The organism is Umezawaea tangerina (assembly GCF_003002815.1).
In the GTDB taxonomy this organism is placed as follows: Bacteria; Actinomycetota; Actinomycetes; order Mycobacteriales; family Pseudonocardiaceae; genus Umezawaea; species Umezawaea tangerina.
This window is the reverse complement of sequence record NZ_PVTF01000005.1, coordinates 1-17,317: the sequence shown is the minus strand read 5'-3', so window position 1 is coordinate 17,317 and position 17,317 is coordinate 1. Positions and strand designations below refer to the sequence as shown.

13 protein-coding genes and 1 pseudogene are annotated in these 17,317 nt (G+C 71.4%); 8 read left to right on the top strand and 6 right to left on the bottom strand.

The window, feature by feature from the left end; genetic code table 11:
- Nucleotides 1-86: 86 nt before the first annotated feature.
- Together CLV43_RS17625 and CLV43_RS17620 are read right to left on the bottom strand one after the other, a co-directional pair.
- Nucleotides 87-1,301: an alpha/beta fold hydrolase gene (locus CLV43_RS17625; RefSeq protein ID WP_170155885.1), complete on the bottom strand. Its 1,215-nt coding sequence runs from the start codon at nucleotides 1,299-1,301 to the stop codon at nucleotides 87-89.
- Nucleotides 1,302-1,556: 255 nt separating this feature from the next.
- Nucleotides 1,557-2,219: a Type 1 glutamine amidotransferase-like domain-containing protein gene (locus tag CLV43_RS17620; protein ID WP_106188312.1), complete on the bottom strand. Its 663-nt coding sequence runs from the start codon at nucleotides 2,217-2,219 to the stop codon at nucleotides 1,557-1,559.
- Nucleotides 2,220-2,420: 201 nt separating this feature from the next.
- Between CLV43_RS17620 and CLV43_RS17615 the strand changes: the two genes are divergently transcribed.
- From CLV43_RS17615 to CLV43_RS17600, 4 genes are all read left to right on the top strand, one after another.
- Nucleotides 2,421-3,614, top strand: coding sequence for an FAD-dependent monooxygenase (locus tag CLV43_RS17615; RefSeq protein ID WP_170155884.1), 1,194 nt, complete (start codon nucleotides 2,421-2,423; stop codon nucleotides 3,612-3,614).
- A 49-nt stretch (nucleotides 3,615-3,663) separates the two neighbouring features.
- Nucleotides 3,664-4,230: a hypothetical protein gene (locus CLV43_RS17610; RefSeq protein ID WP_245886613.1), complete on the top strand. Its 567-nt coding sequence runs from the start codon at nucleotides 3,664-3,666 to the stop codon at nucleotides 4,228-4,230.
- 76 nt (nucleotides 4,231-4,306) lie between these two features.
- Entirely contained in the window at nucleotides 4,307-6,196 is a 1,890-nt protein-coding gene (locus tag CLV43_RS17605) for an NACHT domain-containing protein (protein WP_106188311.1), read from the top strand.
- 15 nt (nucleotides 6,197-6,211) lie between these two features.
- Nucleotides 6,212-7,606: an MFS transporter gene (locus CLV43_RS17600; RefSeq protein ID WP_106188310.1), complete on the top strand. Its 1,395-nt coding sequence runs from the start codon at nucleotides 6,212-6,214 to the stop codon at nucleotides 7,604-7,606.
- A gap of 82 nt (nucleotides 7,607-7,688) precedes the next feature.
- Here the strand turns inward: CLV43_RS17600 and CLV43_RS17595 are convergent, their stop codons facing one another.
- A complete protein-coding gene (locus CLV43_RS17595) occupies nucleotides 7,689-8,876 on the bottom strand; it encodes a cytochrome P450 (protein WP_106188309.1) in 1,188 nt (395 codons plus the stop codon).
- A gap of 167 nt (nucleotides 8,877-9,043) precedes the next feature.
- Between CLV43_RS17595 and CLV43_RS49300 the strand changes: the two are divergent.
- Nucleotides 9,044-9,544: pseudogene (locus CLV43_RS49300) on the top strand (helix-turn-helix domain-containing protein); the annotation flags it as partial.
- A 354-nt stretch (nucleotides 9,545-9,898) separates the two neighbouring features.
- Here the strand turns inward: CLV43_RS49300 and CLV43_RS17585 are convergent.
- The 3 genes from CLV43_RS17585 to CLV43_RS17575 form a co-directional block, all read right to left on the bottom strand.
- The gene (locus CLV43_RS17585) at nucleotides 9,899-10,675 is read right to left on the bottom strand and encodes an SDR family NAD(P)-dependent oxidoreductase (RefSeq protein WP_106188308.1); all 777 of its coding nucleotides are present in this window, start codon (nucleotides 10,673-10,675) and stop codon (nucleotides 9,899-9,901) included.
- Nucleotides 10,676-10,776: 101 nt separating this feature from the next.
- The gene (locus CLV43_RS17580) at nucleotides 10,777-11,349 is read right to left on the bottom strand and encodes a TetR/AcrR family transcriptional regulator (RefSeq protein WP_106188307.1); all 573 of its coding nucleotides are present in this window, start codon (nucleotides 11,347-11,349) and stop codon (nucleotides 10,777-10,779) included.
- A 402-nt stretch (nucleotides 11,350-11,751) separates the two neighbouring features.
- Entirely contained in the window at nucleotides 11,752-12,723 is a 972-nt protein-coding gene (locus CLV43_RS17575) for a hypothetical protein (RefSeq protein ID WP_106188306.1), read from the bottom strand.
- A 669-nt stretch (nucleotides 12,724-13,392) separates the two neighbouring features.
- Here CLV43_RS17575 and CLV43_RS17570 point away from each other — a divergent pair.
- The 3 genes from CLV43_RS17570 to CLV43_RS17560 all read left to right on the top strand — a co-directional run.
- On the top strand, nucleotides 13,393-14,610 hold the full coding sequence (locus CLV43_RS17570) for an IS701 family transposase (protein ID WP_106188305.1): 1,218 nt from the start codon (nucleotides 13,393-13,395) through the stop codon (nucleotides 14,608-14,610).
- A 237-nt stretch (nucleotides 14,611-14,847) separates the two neighbouring features.
- Nucleotides 14,848-16,788, top strand: a complete 1,941-nt coding sequence (locus tag CLV43_RS17565) for an alpha-1,4-glucan--maltose-1-phosphate maltosyltransferase (protein WP_106188304.1) — start codon at nucleotides 14,848-14,850, stop codon at nucleotides 16,786-16,788.
- A partial coding sequence (locus tag CLV43_RS17560; RefSeq protein ID WP_245886611.1) for an alpha-amylase family glycosyl hydrolase occupies nucleotides 16,785-17,317 on the top strand: 533 nt, incomplete at its 3' end. The genes CLV43_RS17565 and CLV43_RS17560, both read left to right, overlap by 4 nt.

Below are 17,317 nucleotides of genomic sequence, written 5' to 3'. Positions count from 1 at the left end.
CGGTCTTGTCGTCGGCCCGGTGGGCGTTGACGGCCAGCGTGTCGAAACCGTTGGCGGAGCTGTGCTTCCCCCGTGGCTTCGGCACCTCAACGTTGCCACGGTGCTTCCGACGCGGTGTACGGCTTGGCTGGCAAGGGTTCTCCGGTGAGGAAGGCGACCACGGCCGCGCCGGTCTCGGCGGGCTTGTCGGCCAGGGCGGTGTGCCCGGCGCCGTCGACGGTCAGCATCGTCGCACGGGGGAACGTGTCGCGGTATTCGCGGGTCACCTCCCAGCGCAGGTAGTCGCACTGCGCTCGCAGGACCAGCACCGGGGTTTGGTTGTGGCGCAACGCGGGTCGGGGGTCGGCGGCCTTCGACGCCGAGGCGAGGGTGGCGATGTTGACCCAGAGGCTGTAGCCGGCGGTGGCCTCGGCGGGCCGGTCGGCGGCGACGGCATCGGGACAACCCGAGCTCATGTTGAGGCTGTGCACGAACTGCTGGTAGAGACCGTCCGCGGTGTCGGCGGGCATCAACGTCCGGGCCGCGCGCAGTCCGCCCAGCTGGGCGAGGAAGTACGTGGCCGCGAAACGGGTGTGCTCGGAGAACCGGCGGGTCTGGTCGCTGCTGCCGGTCGGGGTGAGGCTGCCGTCTTCGAAGGAGTCGCTGGACATGGCTCCGGGACTCGCGACGACCGCCTTGGCGACGTTGTCCGGATGCGTGGCCATGTAGTGGGCGGTGAGCTGCCCGCCCCAGGACGAGCCGATCAGCACCACCTTCGGGGCCGCCAGTTCCTGCCGGATGGCTTCGAGGTCGGCGACGTGCCGGTCGAGGGTGTACTCCTCCGGGTCGAGCCTGCTCGACTGGCCCGCACCGACCTGCTGGTAGGTGTAGACGGCGAACCCGGCGGCCGCGAGGCGCCCGGCGAACTCGGCGCTCTCGGTCGCCGGGGCTCCGGGGCCGCCGTGGACGAGCAGCACCGGTTCGCTGTGCGTCACCGTCCCCGCCGTGCGGACGTAGCCGATCCGGGAGCCCGTGGGCAGATCCCAGTACTGGACGGAGGAGGAGTCGGGCAGCGGCGTGTAGGTCGCGGGCGCCCCGAACCACGTCCAGGACAGCCCGGCCACCAGCAGGAGTGGGACCGCGATGCAGAGGCCTTGGGTCAGGCGCGTGCGGCCACCTCGGAGCCGAACCGACCACCGCGCCAAGCCGATGGCGCACCCGAGCGCGACGAGTGCGGCCAGAACGTATGACAGCACGGCGTTCCCGGTCGTCTGCGCGGTCACGAGCAGGACGGCGAAGTAGAGCAGGACGGCGGTGGACACCGCCAGAACCGTTACGAGCCAAGCGAAGGCGAGGCGGAGTCGGCCGGGCCGGGATCCGTTGTCCACGGCGGCCTCAGGAGTGACATCGGTCATGGCTTCGACGCTATCGAGGCGGAACCGCTCCCCCCATCCACCCGCGGTGGCCCCTGGCGGTGATCCTTCCGTACTACCGCGGGTGATACCGCAGGACCACCACGGTGGACGTTCGCGTTGACAGGAACGACGTGCTGCGCCGGTCCAGCCGGACGATGGCGGCTATCCCCGCAGCTTCGTCCAGTGCCCTTCGGAGATCACTTCGACGGAGCCGTCGACGACCTCGATGGCCGTCTGCTCGTCGATGGCGTAGGCCGGGACGTCGATGTCGGCGGCCCAGCGCTCCGCGTCGGCCAGGGTGTTGGTGGGGAAGGCGTCCAGGTGCGGGAAGATCGAGAAGTCGACGACCCCCAGGGTGCGGTCGTCGGGCGCGGAAGGCCATTCGACGAAGTACGACCCGATCCGGGGCGTCATCACCATGCTGCCCGCACTCACCCCCACCCAGACCAGGTCGGGCAGCGACGGCAGCAGGTCCGCCAGCCCGGACTCGCGCATCCAGTGGCACAGGTAGGTCGCGTCGCCGCCGTCGACCAGGAGCACGTCGGCCTCCCGGATCCAGGGAACCCACCGCTGTGCGCCGATGGTGGGCAACGCGGTGAGCTCGAGGACGCCGAGCGACGCCCAGCCCAGGCCGGAGAAGTGCTGCCACGCGGGCTTGGCGGCCAGGAACCCCTGCACCGATGCCGGTCCGCACATCGGGTGCCCCCACTGGGCGGTCGGGACGCAGAGGGCGCGGCACTCGGGGATCGGCTTGCCGAGGAGCCGCACGAGCGCCGCGTGGATGCTCGGGTTCGTGACGCCGCCTGACGTGAGCAAGAGTTTCACAGCTGCCTCCGACGCGGGGAACGTGTACGTGTCTGAAGACCATGCACCGGGCCCGGACTCATCGCGGTTCGAGCGTTCTGGTCTCGCCGGGGTGCTGGACCGCTCGTGGACGACGTGCCGGAACCTCCGGTCATCCGCCGATCGGACCTCACGCCGTCGTAGGATCCGGGCCGTGGTCCGAACGGGTGAGCGGGGGGCGTCGTGAGCGGCATCAGGGTGTTGGTGGCGGGGGCGAGCATCGCCGGGCCCGCGCTGGCCCACTGGCTGCGTCGGCGCGGAGCCGAGGTGACCGTGGTGGAGCGGGCTCCCGAGCTGCGGCCCGGCGGGCAGGCGGTCGACGCGCGCGGGGTGGCCAAGGACGTCATCGTGCGCATGGGCCTGGACGCGGCGGTGCGCGCGGCGTGCACCGACACCGCGGGCGCGCACACCGTGGACGTGGACGGGAACGTGCTGGAGACCTTCCGCGCCGACGACGACGGCGGTGACGGGTTCATCGCGGACATCGAGATCCTGCGCGGGGACCTGTCGCGGGTGCTCTACGACGACACCCGCGACGGCGTCGAGTACCTGTTCGGCGACCGGATCGCCGAGCTCACCCAGGACCCGGACGGGGTCGACGTGGTCTTCGCGGGCGGGGACCGGCGGCGCTTCGACCTGGTGGTCGGGGCGGACGGGCTGCACTCGGCGTTGCGGGCGATGGTCTTCGGACCGCACGAGCGGTACCTGCGCCACCTCGGGCACGTGCTGGCCTTCTACAGCGTGCCCAACGGGTTCGGGCTGGACCGCTGGCTGCTCGAGCACCAGGAGGTCGGGCGCTCGGTCCTGCTGCGCCCCATCCAGGACGCGACCCGTGCGATGGCGATGTTCTACTTCGCCTCGCCCGACTTCGACGTCGACCACCGCGACGTCGCGGCCCAGAAGTCCATGCTGCGCGAGCGGGTGGCGGGCCTGGGCTGGCTGACCCCGGACATCCTCGAGCACCTGGACGACACCCCGGACTTCTACCTCGACCAGGTCGCCCAGGTGGTGCTGGACCGCTGGTCGAGCGGACGGGTCGGACTGCTCGGGGACGCGGCGTTCAGCTCGTCGCCGATGTCCGGGCAGGGCACCGGGCTCGCACTGGTCGGCGCCTACCTGCTGGCCGGTGAACTGGCCGCCGCCGGGTGGGACCCCGAAGTCGGGTTCGCCCGCTACGAGGAGCGGATGCGCTCGTACGTCGAGGCCAACCAGGAGATCGGCAGGCTGAACGCCCGCACCCGCGACCTGCCGGCGCCGGACGCCGAGCCGCTCCCCGACTTCTCGGGCGAGTGGTTCGTGGAACTGGTCGGGCGTGCGATCAACGGCGTCGAGCTGCCCGACTACGCGGGGGTGCCGGACTCCGGAGTCCGGAGGTAAGCCCCCAATGGGTGTGTAGGACGTCCCGCGAGCCGGCAGGCTGCGACCTGTGAACCCGATCGTTGCGCAGGTGTTGACCATCGCCGGTGTCCTGCTCGGATCAGCCGCCACGTTCCTCTTCACGTCCACCGTCGAACGAGCCCGCTGGCGACGGACCCAGTCCGCCCGGTGGGACGAGCAGCGCCTCCTCGCGTACTCGGAGTACGCCCACGCGGTCAAGCGCATGGTCCGGCTGTGCCGTCGGATCGCGGAGACCAGGAAGCTGTTGTCCACCGGTCAGCCCGTCGACCTCGACACCGCGTTCACCGACCTCGCCGAAGCCGAGACCGACCGAGCGGCACGCTGGGAGACCGTCCTGCTCCTCGGCGACCCGACGACGATCTCGGCCGCGCGGGCGTGGAGCGAACAGGTGTGGCAGCTCGAACACATCCTCCGCCAGGAACACCCCGACCCGTCCGCGTTCACCGACGCCTACCGCAACGCCATGCGCCTGCGCAACGACTTCTACGCCCACGCCCGCGGCGACCTCGACATCACCAGCGGCCCACTGCCCGAGCTCACGTGGAACTCCCTCCACCCCAAGCCACCGCTGCCCGACCGCTCCACCACACCGTGACGACGGATCGGCCGCACGCGATCCGGTGTTGGTCGCGGTTGTAGCGCCCTCGGCCGCGCCGGCGATCATCATGGGTATGCGGAAGGCGTTGGTCGTCGCGGATGTCGTGGTGCTCACGGTCGCCGTGGCCTACTTCGTCAACCTCGTCACCACCGATCCGCCCGAACTGCTGAAGACCTGGGCGTGGCCGGTCCTGGCAGTCCTGGTACCCGCCCTCGCCGTGGCGACCTACCGGCAGGCGGTCGAGTCCCCGGAACGCCTCCTGGTCGCCCGCCGCCAAGCCGTGGCCAGGGTGCTCGCCGCCGAGCAGGCGAGGCTGGACGCCACCTTCGCGGAGGTCCCCGAACTGCCGTTGGAACTCGCCGACGCGCAGTCGCGCCGGTACTCCGACGTCCTGACCGCCTACGAGGCCAACGGGCGGGCGGTGGTGCTGCTGGGCGTGGGCGGCAGCGGCAAGAGCACGGTGCTGACCCGGTTGTGCGTCCGGCTGTGCCGCGAGGAGACCCACGCGGTCCCGGTTCTGGTCGACGCCGGGACGTGGCGGGGTGCTCCCTTCCCCCGCTGGCTGCGCGACGCCGTGGTCGACACCTACCCCGGCGTCAAGCCCAAGGCGGTCGCGCGCTGGATCGCCGACCGGACCGTGGTCCTGCTGGTGGACGGCCTGGACGAGGCCGACAAGGGTTTTCTCGACGCGCTGCACGCCTTCCTGGACGCACATCCCTGCCCGGTCGCCGTGGCCTGCCGCACGGAGGACTTCGCACGGGACCTCCCACCCACGCTCGTCGGCACGGTCACCGTGCTCGAACCGCCGAGGGACCGGGTCGTCGCCTACCTGCGGGCGTTGGAGAACCCGGCCGCCGACGCCGTCGCCGCCGTGTCGGAACGCGACAAGCAGTGGTGGGACCTGGTCCGCCGACCGCTGATGCTCGGCGTCGTCGCCCACCTGGCGACGGCAGGCACGTCGCTGGCAGGCCTTCCGGCGCGGCACCGCCGCAAGAAGATCCTCACCCTCTACGTCGACTCGCTGATCGGCCGCAAGGGACGTCCGCCGTGGCCCGAACAGGACGTGCGGAGGTGGCTTTCCTGGCTGGCGAGGTGGATGGCGCTGCACGGCCGCACGGAGTTCTTCGTGGACCGGATCCCGGCGAAGTGGCTCACCGATGTGACTGAGCGCTCGGGGTTGCGGCTCCTGGACCGCGCACTGCGCCGGGTGGTGCTGATCGCGGTCGTGGTCGGCGCGGCGGTCGGCGTGGTCGCCACCCGCGGGACCACGACGGTGAAGTTCCTGTTGCAGGTGCTGCCGATCGCGATCTTCACCCGGATCAACCTCGCCGCGGACCACGCGGACGACCTGCCCATCCCGTTGGCTTGGCGGGTGCGCGGCCTGCGGTCGTTCGCCAAGGCGATGCTGCTCCCCAGCGCGCTCGTCACGGTGCTGGTGCTGGTGCAGACTGCGGGCAGACCGTTCGCGCCGGCGGCCTTCTCGGTCGCCGTGCTCACGATCATCGTCCCGAACGTACCGCTGCTGCTCGCACTCGGCGTTAGCCGGGAGAGCCGGCCCAACTCGGCCGGTTCCCCACCTGGTGAGCGGATCCGCCGGTCGGCACGCAATGGGCGACTGGCGGTGCTGCTGATCGTGCTCCCCACGTCGCTGGTGAGTCTCGCGGCGCTCTACGCCGCGTACGGCCCTGGTGTGGCGTCCGCCATGACCCTGCCGTTGGCGCTCGTGTCCTCGACCTGCTGCTACCTGTTGTTCGGCGGCCTCGCCCACCTCGAGTACCGGGCGTTGTTCCACGCGCTGCACGACACCGGGCGGGGGCCGGTGGACTACCTGGCGTTTCTCGCCTGGGCGCAGGAGAACCTGCTGCTGCGCGCCCACGGCAGCGCACTGCGCTTCCCGCACCGGGAGATCCAGGAGCACCTGGCCGCCAACTGGACCAGGGTGGCCGCGAAGGTCGCCGCCTGACTCCGGCATGGATGGATGTCGGCGCGCGGGCGTGCCCGTCGGGAATACTGCCGGTGTCGTCGACGCGTGAGCGTTGACCTACGAGTGGACGGACTGGCCGCGGACCATGACCCTGTACGACGGCGAAGCGGTGGAGTCGACTCGCACCCAGCGGCTCGTCAGGGTCGGGCCGGGATCGGCGAGGTGACGCTGGGCGGTCGTTTTCACCGGCTTTTCGGTGCCACGCTCGTGTCGTCCGTCGGCACCGGTATGCACGCGACCGCGTTGCCCCTGCTCGCCCTGCAGAGCACCAGCGGTCCGATCGCGTTGAGCCTCGTCGTGGTGGCCGCCGAGCTTCCTTGGGTGCTGGCCTCGCTGCACGCCGGTGTCGTGGTGGACCGGCTGGACCGCCGGCGTGTGATGGTGTGGGCCGACCTCGGCCGGTTCGCCGTCCTGGTCGCTCTTGTGGCGCTGATCCTGACCTCGCGGGTGGACCTGCTGGTGTTGGTGTTCGCGGCGTTCCTGCTGGGCTTGGGCCAGGTCTTCTTCGACGTCGCCGCCCAGTCGGCGATTCCCGACTTCGTGTCGAGGGATCCGGGGAGCTTGGCGACGGCCAACGGGCGGATCACCGCCGCTGAGAGCGTCGGTGAGGACTTCGCGGGGCCGCCGGTCGGCTCCGCCCTCTTCGGGGTGGGGAACTTCCTGCCGTTCGCGGGCAACGCCCTCTCGTTCGCCGCCAGCGGCCTGTTGATCCTCTCGATCCGGACGGACGCCGAACCGGAGGAGAAGTCGGACGTTCCGCGCGAGAGCGTGTGGACGGACATCGTCGAGGGCGTCCGGTGGTTGGTCGGGAACCGGACCCTCCGGGCGCTGGCCGTGGTGTCCTGCCTCGGCAACGTCGTCGTCACGGCCCAGTTCGCGATGCTCGTGCTGCTGGCCAAGGAAGTCCTCGGACTTCCGGACTCCGGTTTCGGTCTGCTGCTGACGGCCACCGCGGTCGGCGCGACGGCCGGAGGACTGGCGGCCGCGGCCGCCGCCAAGCGGTTCGGCCCCGGCGCGGTGCTGCTCACGGGCAAAGCCGGCGTGGGCGCGGCCGTTCTGGTCTTGGGACTTGCCGCCGACGCGTGGGTCGCGGCCGCGATGATGATGGTGACCGGTGCGCTGATGACCGCGGAGAAGGTCGTGGTGAGCACGCTGCGCCAGCGGATCGTGCCCCGTGGGCTCCTGGGGAGGGTGCTCTCGTCGAGCAGACTGGTGGTGATGGCGGGAGGGCCGGTCGGTGCGGCGCTCGGCGGCGTTCTCGCCGGCGCGTTCACCGTCCAGGTCCCCTACGTCGCCGGTGGTGTCCTCCTCATCCTGGTGGCGCTTGCCTTCTACCCTGTGCTGAACAACCGCGCCCTGGCCCGCGCGACGGACGAGCCGGTCGGGTGAGTGCGAAGACGCGCGGCTCCGGTTCGTCCAGCAGGTGCCGGGGATCCGCCGGTGGCGCCGTCATCACCACCCTCGCCGCTCCTCACCAGGTGACCGGAAGCGTTGTCACGCCGTGGATGTCCGCTCCTTCGCGCAGCACGACGTCGTCGGCGGGGACGGCCAGGCGCAAGCCGGGGAACCGGGCGGCCAACGCCGGGAGCGCGACCCGCATCTCCACTCGGGCCAGCTGCTGACCGAGGCACAGGTGGGGGCCGTGGCCGAAGCCGACGTGTCCGGCGGGATCGCGACGCAGGTCCAGGGTGTGCGGATCGGGGAACTTCGTCGCATCGCGGTTGGCCGCCGCCATCGCCAGCACGACCGTGGACCCGGCCTTGACCAGGTGCCCGTCGAGCTCGACGTCCTCGAGCGCCACGCGCGCCAGCGTGGGCACGATCGTGAGGTAGCGCATCAGTTCCTCGACCGCTGGACCGACCAGGTGCGGGTCCGTGCGCAGTGCCGCCCACTGGTCGGGGTGCCGCAGCAGCGCGAAGGTCCCCAGCGCGATCATGTTGGCGGTGGTGTCCAGGCCCGCCGCGAGGAGCAGCCCGCCCATGGCGGCGAGCTCGTCGACGGTGAGGTCGCCTGCGGTGAGCTCGCTGAGCACGTCGTCGGTCGGGTCGGCGCGCTTGGCCGTGATCAGCCCTCGCACGTAGGCGCTCAACGCCTCGAACGCCTTGTACTTCCCCGCGGGTGTGGTGTTGGGCCCGAGGAGCTGGGCGGCGTCGGCCTGGAAGCGCTCGCGGTCCGCGTAGGGGACGCCGAGCAGCTCGCAGATCACCATGGCGGGGATCGGGAGCGCGTAGGCCGCGACCAGGTCGACCGGCCCGCCATGCCGTTGCATCGCGTCGAGGTGTTCGGCGGCGATCAGGTCGACCTGCTCGGTGAGCTGGGCCATCCGGCGCGTGGTGAACTTGCCCGCCAGGAGTTTTCGGTACCGGGTGTGCTCCGGCGGGTCCATCTTGAGGAAGTCCCCCGGCTGCGCGGGCGGCGCCGTCATCCCCGCGTGCTCCGGGAACGGTGAATGCTGGAGTTCGCCGCGGTTGCTGAAGCGCGGGTCGGCCAGCACGCGGCGCACCGCGGTGTAGCCGGTGGCCAGCCACCCCTCGTGCCCGTCCGGGAAGTGCAGAGGGGTCAGCGGCGCCCTGCCGCTGAGGTCGGACAGTTCCGCGGGCGGGTCGAACGGACGGCCCGGAGTGCGTTCGGTGGGCAGTTCGACGGCGGACTCGGCCATGCAGGTACCTCGCTTGTCGCTGGGAGGTCGCCGAATACCGTTGTCCGGCTTCCTGATCCGGGACGTTAGGCGGACGCCGAAAGCGGGAGCAATCGAACCGCGACCGGATCGACGCCGTTCGCGCTGGTCGTGCTCATGATCGGTAGTTGCAATGACAGTGCCGACCAATGCACGCCCAAGGGCAGTGCGTTGCAACGGCCGACGACCGGCCCGCATACTGCACGTCACGACGGCGAATCGGGGGAGCCGGAAGGATGCCGGGACGCAGACTGACCGGAGCCGACCGGCAGCGAATCGCCGCCGGATTGGCGCAGGGGCTGGATTTCGCCGAGATCGCCCGACGCCTGGGCCGTCCCGCCTCGACCGTGAGTCGTGAGGTCGCGCGCAACGGCGGGCCGGGCCACTACCGCGCCGAACTGGCACAGCTCGCCACCGCCCACCGCGCCCGGCGCAGGCCCCGCCCGCACGCGGCGGCGCGGTCGATCACCGACCTCGACCACACCGCTCCGTTCGTCACCGATCTCACCCGCGCTCTCGTCGAGACCGGTCTGCCGCGCACCGCCGCCGGTGTGATGGCATGCCTGCTCACGTCCGAGACCGGCAGTCGCACGGCCGCCGAGTTGGCGCGACACCTCCAGGTCAGCCCGGCGACCGTCTCGGTCGCGGTCCGCCTCCTCTTGGACCAGGGACTGGTCCGCCGTGGTCGTGACGACCGGAGCAGGCGCCACCGGTACTTCATCGACGAGGACGCGGGCTTCCGCTCCGCCGTGGTCGGATTCCGCGCCAACCAACGACTTGCCGCCACCGCGCTCCGCGGAGCCGAGGTCTTCGGGCCCGATACGACTACCGGATCCCGGCTCGCGACAGCGGGCCGCTTCCTCGAACAACTCGGCAACGACATCATGCGCTCCGCGGAGGAGCGCTGGCGTGCCGCGACCGGGACGGCGTTCGCGGACCCGAAGGGGGGCCTGTACGGGCTCCGAGCCGTGGAGCCCGCACAGGCCTGGCAAGCGCCTCGGGGGTTACTGGTTCCGGCCCGCCATGACTCCGCCGTCGACGTCCCAGATCGCGCCGGTGACCCAGCCCGCCTGGTCGGAGAGCAGGAAGGTGGCCGCGGCGGAGATGTCCCGGGTGGTGCCGATCCGGCCGATCGGGTGGAAGTCGTCGAACCCCGCCAGGACGGTGTCGACCTCGGCCGGTGGGATGAAGCCCTCGTAGATGGGGGTGGCCACCACGGCGGGGGAGATGGCGTTGACCCGGATCTTGTGGGCGGCCAGCTCCAGGGCGAGGTGCTGGGTCAGGGCGTGCAGGCCGGCCTTGGCCATCGAGTACGCCGATGACGGGGTCGCGGCGATGGCCTGCTTCGCCCACATGCTGCCGATGGTGACGATGGCGCCACCGCGGCCGCTGTCCACCATGTGCCGCGCCACGGTCTGGGTGATCAGGAAGGTGGCCTTGTTCAGGTCCAGGTAGGCGTCGTAGTCGGCGGGGGTGTGTTCGAGGAACGGCAACGGCTTGAACACGCCTGCCGCGTTGACCAGCAACGTCGTGTCGGCGTGCTGGTCGGCCAGTTCCTCGCGCACCCGCGTCACCTCGGCGGGATCGCGCAGGTCGGCGGTGATGCCCCACGCCTGTCCGCGGGTGGCGAGGTCGGCCACGGTCTTCTCGACCCGCTCGCGGCGGGAACCGATGACGACCGCGCTGCCGCCGCGGTCGACGACGTCCTCGGCGATCTGACGGCCCATGCCGCTGCTGCCGCCGACCACGACGAGCTTGCGAGCGGTGAAGTCCTGTTCCATGGTGGTTCTCCTCATCTGACTACCTACTAGTTGGAAGGTTGACTGGTCATGCGAAAGGCCGCCGCTGTGTGCCACGCGCGGCGGCCTTGGGTGGTGCGTTGTCAGAGCAGGGCGTCGACCAAGGTCGCCGCCACCGACCGGACCACATCCCGATCCTGTCCGGCGGCGCCGTCCGGCTGCCCGTGGGCGCGGGCCAGCAGCAGCGCCCCCTCCAGGGACGCCAGGTAGGCCTCGGCCGCCGCGCCGGTCCGGGTGGCGGGCATGCCCGCCTCGGCCAGCACGCCCGCCACCCATTGCCGCTGATCGGCGAAGAACGCGTCCGTCGCCTGCCGCACCTGGACGGGCAGGCTCTCCGCGTCCACGGCGAAGACACCGCAGAGGCAGATGCGACCGCCTTGGGCGAAGGTCTCGGCGTACAGCCCGGCGTAACCCACCAGGCGCTGCCGCGCACCCGCCGCGTCGTCGTCGACTTCCTTTCGCGCTACGGCGAACCGTTCCCGGTAGCGCGCGATCAGCGCCTCGGCCAGGGCGGCCTTGGTGGGGAAGTGGTGGTGGATGCTCGGCTTCGTGATGGACAGCTCGGCACTGATGTCGGCGTAGGAGAAGCCGTTGTACCCCCGAACCTGCACGAGCGCCTGAGCGCTGTCCAGGATCCGATCCGCTGTCGTGGTCACCCGACAATTTCTACCTTCTAGTTGGTAGGCAGTCAAGATGGGTGACCGGCGTCACGGGGTGGGGGCAGTGCCCCGCAGCAGGACTTCGTGGAGACCGGTCCGCAGGACGTGGCGGGGTGCTCGTCGGTCTGCTGGTGGTGCTGGTGATCCAGACCTGGCGGCTGGCGGTGGTCCTGAGGTCGGACGGGGTGCTCGTGCGCAACTCGTGGCGCGACCTGTTCCTGCCGTGGGACGAGAGCAGGGGCATCGACCGTGAGACCGGCCGCGTCCAGCGCGTGTCGTTCCCGATGGCCGACTCCTGTCCCTGCCCGCCGGGGGCGGTACCCGGCGGTGTACGGGCTGGTGGTGCGTCCCTGGTGTGCGCGCTTCCGAATGTCGTTGTGCGACAGGCGCTTCGGCCGGTTATGGGTAGGCGGGGCGGTCGATGTCGTAGCCGAGTGCGTGGCAGATCGCGGTGCTGCGGGGCGCGTAGCCTGCGCGGAGGTCCTGGAAGGCGGACCACATCTGGTCGTGGTCGCGTTCGGGTTTCAGGCCTGCGTCCGTCGCATAGCGGACCGCGTCGCCGAACGTGTTCTCCTCTCGCCCCTGGTGGCTCGGTCCGGTGGCGGGCGTGGTGAGCCCGGCGGCGGCGCACAGCTTGGTGAGGCAGTTGACCCCGCAGGTCAGCAGCACGCGGGTCTGGTGGGGGGCCCAGCCGGGAGCCATGGACACCACGAGGGCGGCGGAGTCCAGGGCGATCACCGCGGCCCTCGTCCACGAGGTGTCGCCCGCCGGGCGGGAGTACAGCAGCACCGGGTAGCTCAGGTGGGTGTACTGGACGTCGGCGAACCACGACGCCCACTCCTCGAAGCGGTGGTCGATCCGCGCCCGCGACGTCGAGCCGATGCACATCGCCAGCACGGTGTCGATGTCGGCGGGCAGCGGCACCTCCGCGACCAGTTGCACGAGCGCCCGCTCCCGGCGGTCGTAGGCGTCGCCGATGCGCACCAGCATGGTCGTGAACGCCACCGCGACGAACACCACGAGCAGCACCGCCGCGGTCCCGGCGGCACCGGGGCGCTCGACCAGCGCGCGCACGGGCGTACCGGTGGCCACGGCGAGCAGCGCGCAGCCGCCGCACACACCCAGCAGCCACACCGCCGCGAGGGCGCACAGGCCGAGCGGGGCGCACAGGTCGAGCAGGCGTCCGGCGGTGTTGGGCGGCAGGCCGCGCACCGTCAGCGCCACCACCCGCGCCGCGAGCCGCGCCGTCCACCGGGCGGCTCTGGAGGACCGCTGTCCCGGTGCGAACACCGTTCTCAGCACGCTCAGGCACACCAGGACCAGCAGGACCGCGCCGGTCGCGCCGGCCGCCACCTCGGTCACCTCGGTCATCACACGAACTCCCGTTCTCGCGACCGCGCGTCCGCCCGCTGACAGGCCCGCGCGGTTCCATGATCAGCCGATCATGGGGCACCGCGGCCCGCTCCGGCAGAACGCAGCAGTGGTGGCACCGCCAGTTCCAGGCGACACGCCCGTTCGCGTTCGGTGAACGCGGTGATTCCCGAAGTCCCGGTATTGGGACGAATGGGTGCGGCAGTCGGTGGCGAATGGACCACGTGCCTGACCGGATATCGGACATACGGCCGGGAAAGAATGCGAACGGACAAATTCGGATGGTGCGGGATCCGTTCTCGTGGCTGGCACTCCCAGTGCCACCACCAGCGCATTCTAACCATTGTTCGATGTTGCTTGAGAGGCTTCCTGCGATCGGAGTGACCAGCGGGAAGGGATCGGCGCTTGTGCCGCGAGTGCCGGAACCGGGGACGAGGCTCGGATCGCCGTGGTCGCGACGTCGAGGTCGCGCCGCATCGGTCGTGCGTGGGGACACCGTTGTTCGAGCCGCGTCGCCGAAAGGGCGGGACGTGCTTCCGCAGGTGGTTTTCCGAAGAGGTGGAACCAGCTTTCGTGGGGATCGGTGAAATATTCCCCGTTTCCGCTGCGGTTTCCCGAACCGATCGCTCGAATCGTTCTTCTTCCGTCGCGAAGGGATGTTCGACAACCATGGAAACAGACCGGATCGCACCCGTCGAGTTCGACCTGCACGACCTGTCCGCCTTCTCCTCGTTCAGCCAGGGGGTGTTCTCCTCGGTGGCCCGCGCCGACCAGCGCCGCTGGGGCGAGGCGTACGTGCGCGGGCTGCTCAGCGTCCCCGGCCGCAAGTCGATACGCCGCATCTCCGACCAGGTCGTCGGGCGCGACGCGGGCCAGTCGTTGCAGCAGTTCGTCAACCAGAGCCCGTGGGCCTGGGAGCCGGTGCGGCGCGCGTTGGCCGAGCAGGTCGTGCCCGTGCTGCGCCCCCGCGCGTGGGTCGTGCAGGAGGTGGTCTTCCCCAAGAACGGCGACAGTTCCGCCGCCGTGGCCCGGCAGTACGCCCCGTCCGCCGGTCGGGTGCTCAACTGCCAGCGGGCGATCGCGGTGTTCCTGGTCGGTGACGGCGGCAGCGTCCCGGTCGACTGGCGCCTGGTGGTGCCGCGCGGCTGGGACGGCGACGTCGACCAGCGGTCGAAGGTGAGGCTGCCCGCCTCCGAGCGGTCCCGGCCGGACTGGGCGTACCCGCTGGAACTGGTGGACGAGCTGGTCGCCTGGGGACTGCCGCCCGCGCCCGTCGTGGTGGAGCTGCACGACGACCGCGAGGTCTACCCGCTGGTGCGCGGGCTCGAGCAGCGGGGACTGCCGTACGTGGTGCGGGTGCCCGCGTCGACCCCGGCGTTACCGGTGGGCGCCAGGGGTCGGCTCGTGCCCGGCACCGCGGTGCCCACCGTCGGACGACTGGCCGCCGAGGCGGCCGCACGGGGTCGGACCACCTTGTCGCGCTGGCAGGGAGCACGCGGCGACCTGGTCACGTCGCAGTTCGTCGTGGCCACCGTGCCCGGCGTGCAGGGGCCGGGTGAGGCGCGCGCCGGACGGCCTCTCGCGCGGTCCCGCCGCGTGCTGGCCGAGTGGACGTCGAGCCGGTCGGCCCGGCCGTCCTCGTTGTGGCTGACGAGTTCTGGTGCGTCGGGGATCGTCGAACTGGCCGCTCTGCTGCACGCGCGGGAGAGCGTCAAGGAGGACGTGGACGTCCTCGCGGAGGGCTCCGGGCTCCGGCACTTCGAGGGCCGCTCGTTCCAGGGCTGGCACCACCACGTGACGCTCAGCTCCGTCGCGCACGGCTACCGGCTCGTGCGCGAGCTGGAGCGGCAGCGGTCGGACGAGCGGTGGCTGCGGCCCTACGCCTGACAGCACGCAGCACGACCGACTTGGAGCAGTCGGATCCGGTGTGGACCGGATCGTTGAGACCACCGGGGCGACCCTGGTGTCGTGGCGGTGGACCGCCACGACGGCGGGTCGGCGGGATCGTCCACAGCGGACGGTCCCGCCCGGTGATCACCCTGTGGTGCTTAGGAGTACCGCCATGACGCACGACTTCGGCCACCCGCCCCGTCCGGCCACCGGCAAGCGGGGGAGGGCGGCGCGATGAGGATCGCCGTTGAGGACGTCACCCCGGTCGTGCGGCGACCCGCGAAAGCCGTTGTGGGGGAACACGTCCCGGTGCGCGCCGTGGTCTGGCGCGAGGGGCACGACGCCGTGGGCGCCACGCTCGTGTGGCGCGGACCGCACGACGAGCAGGAGCGCGCGACCCGGATGGCGCCCGGCCCCGAGGGGAGCGACACGCACCTGGCCGACGTCGTGCCGGACGCGCCCGGCGAGTGGACGTTCCGGGTCGACGGCTGGGGCGACCCGTGGACGACCTGGCGGCACGCCGTGCTCGCGAAGACCGCCGCCGGGGCGGGCGTCGCGGACGTGGCGGTCGACCTGGAGGAGGGCGCGCTGCTGCTGGAGCGGGTCGAGTCCGACGACCCCGTGCTGCTGCGCCGGGCGGCGGCCGCCCTGCGCGCCCGCGGCCTGCTGCTGGTCGAGAGGCTGCGGCTCGCGCTGTCCGACGAGGTCGACCGCGTCGTGGGGGCCGACCCGGTGCGCGAGTTCGTGAGCCGCGGCGAGACCCACCGGCTGCTGGTGGACCGCCCGCGGGCGCTGGTCGGCTCCTGGTACGAGCTGTTCCCGCGGTCGACCGGTGGTCGTGACGCGAACGGCGTGCCGGTGCACGGGACGTTCGCCACCGCGGCCGAGGAGTTGGACCGGGTCGCGTCGATGGGGTTCGACGTGGTGTACCTGCCGCCGATCCACCCGATCGGCGAGGTGAACCGCAAGGGCCGCAACAACTCCCCGGTCGCGCTGCCGGGTGACACCGGGTCGCCGTGGGCGATCGGTTCGCGTCACGGCGGGCACGACGCGGTACACCCGGACCTGGGCACGATCGAGGACTTCGACGCGTTCGTCGCCCGCGCCGGGGAGCTGGGCCTGGAAGTCGCGCTCGACCTGGCGCTCCAGTGCGCCCCGGACCACCCGTGGGCCGTCGAGCACCCGGAGTGGTTCACCACCCGCGCCGACGGCACGATCGCCTACGCGGAGAACCCGCCGAAGAAGTACCAGGACATCTACCCGCTCAACTTCGACAACGACCCGCGCGGCCTCTACGCCGAGGTGCTCCGCGTGGTGCTGCACTGGGTCGACCACGGGGTGCGGATCTTCCGGGTCGACAACCCGCACACCAAGCCGCCGGACTTCTGGGCGTGGCTCATCGCCGCGGTCAAGCGGGAGCACCCGGACGTGCTGTTCCTGGCCGAGGCGTTCACCCGCCCCGCGCGGCTCTACGGGTTGGCGCGCCTGGGTTTCACCCAGAACTACACCTACTTCACCTGGCGCACCACGAAGGACGAGCTGACGGCGTTCGGCGAGGAGCTCGTCGCCCGTGCCGACGAGTCGCGGCCCAACCTGTTCGTGAACACGCCGGACATCCTGCACGAGTCGCTGCAGACCGGTGGTCCGGCGGTGTTCGCGCTGCGGGCGGCGCTGGCCGCGACGCTGTCGCCGACGTGGGGCGTGTACTCGGGCTACGAGCTGTTCGAGCACAAGGCCGTGCGGCCGGGCAGCGAGGAGTACCTGGACTCGGAGAAGTACGAGCCGCGGCCGCGCGACTACGCGGGCGCACTGGCCGCGGGGCGGTCGCTGGAACCGTGGCTGGCCAGGCTCAACGCCATCCGCGCGGCACATCCGGCGTTGCGCCAGCTGCGGACGCTGCGCTTCCACGAGACCGACAACGACGCTCTGATCGCGTACTCCAAGACCGACGCGGCCACGGGTGACACCGTGCTCGTCGTCGTGACGCTGGACCCGGAGCACGTGCGCGAGGGCACCGTCCGGTGGGACGCCGAGGTGCTCGGCCTCGCGCCCGGAGCACGGGTCACCGTGCTCGACGAGGTGGGCGGCGAGGTCTTCGAGTGGGGCGGCGAGGACTACGTGAAGCTCGACCCGCGCGTCGCGGTCGCGCACATCGCCGCGGTGGTGCGGTCATGACGCGCCCGTTCGAGGCCGACCCGGTCGTCGAGCCCAGCGCCGCCGAGTTCGGCTCGGCCCGGCCGGCGCCGCGCGACCCGGACTGGTTCAAGGGCGCTGTGTTCTACGAGGTGCTGGTGCGGGCGTTCAGCGACTCCAACGGCGACGGCACCGGTGACCTGCGCGGTCTGGCCGACCGGCTGGACTACCTCCAGTGGCTCGGCGTGGACTGCCTGTGGCTGCCGCCGTTCTACGCGTCCCCGTTGCGCGACGGGGGTTACGACATCAGCGACTTCCGCGCGGTGCTGCCCGAGTTCGGGACGGTGGAGGACTTCGTGCACCTGCTGGACGAGGCGCACCTGCGGGGGATCCGGGTGATCACGGACCTGGTGCTCAACCACACCTCCGACGCGCACCCGTGGTTCCAGCAGTCCCGTGCCGAACCCGATGGTCCTTACGGCGACTACTACGTGTGGAGCGACGACGACTCGCGCTACTCCGACGCGCGGATCATCTTCGTGGACACGGAGACGTCGAACTGGACCTACGA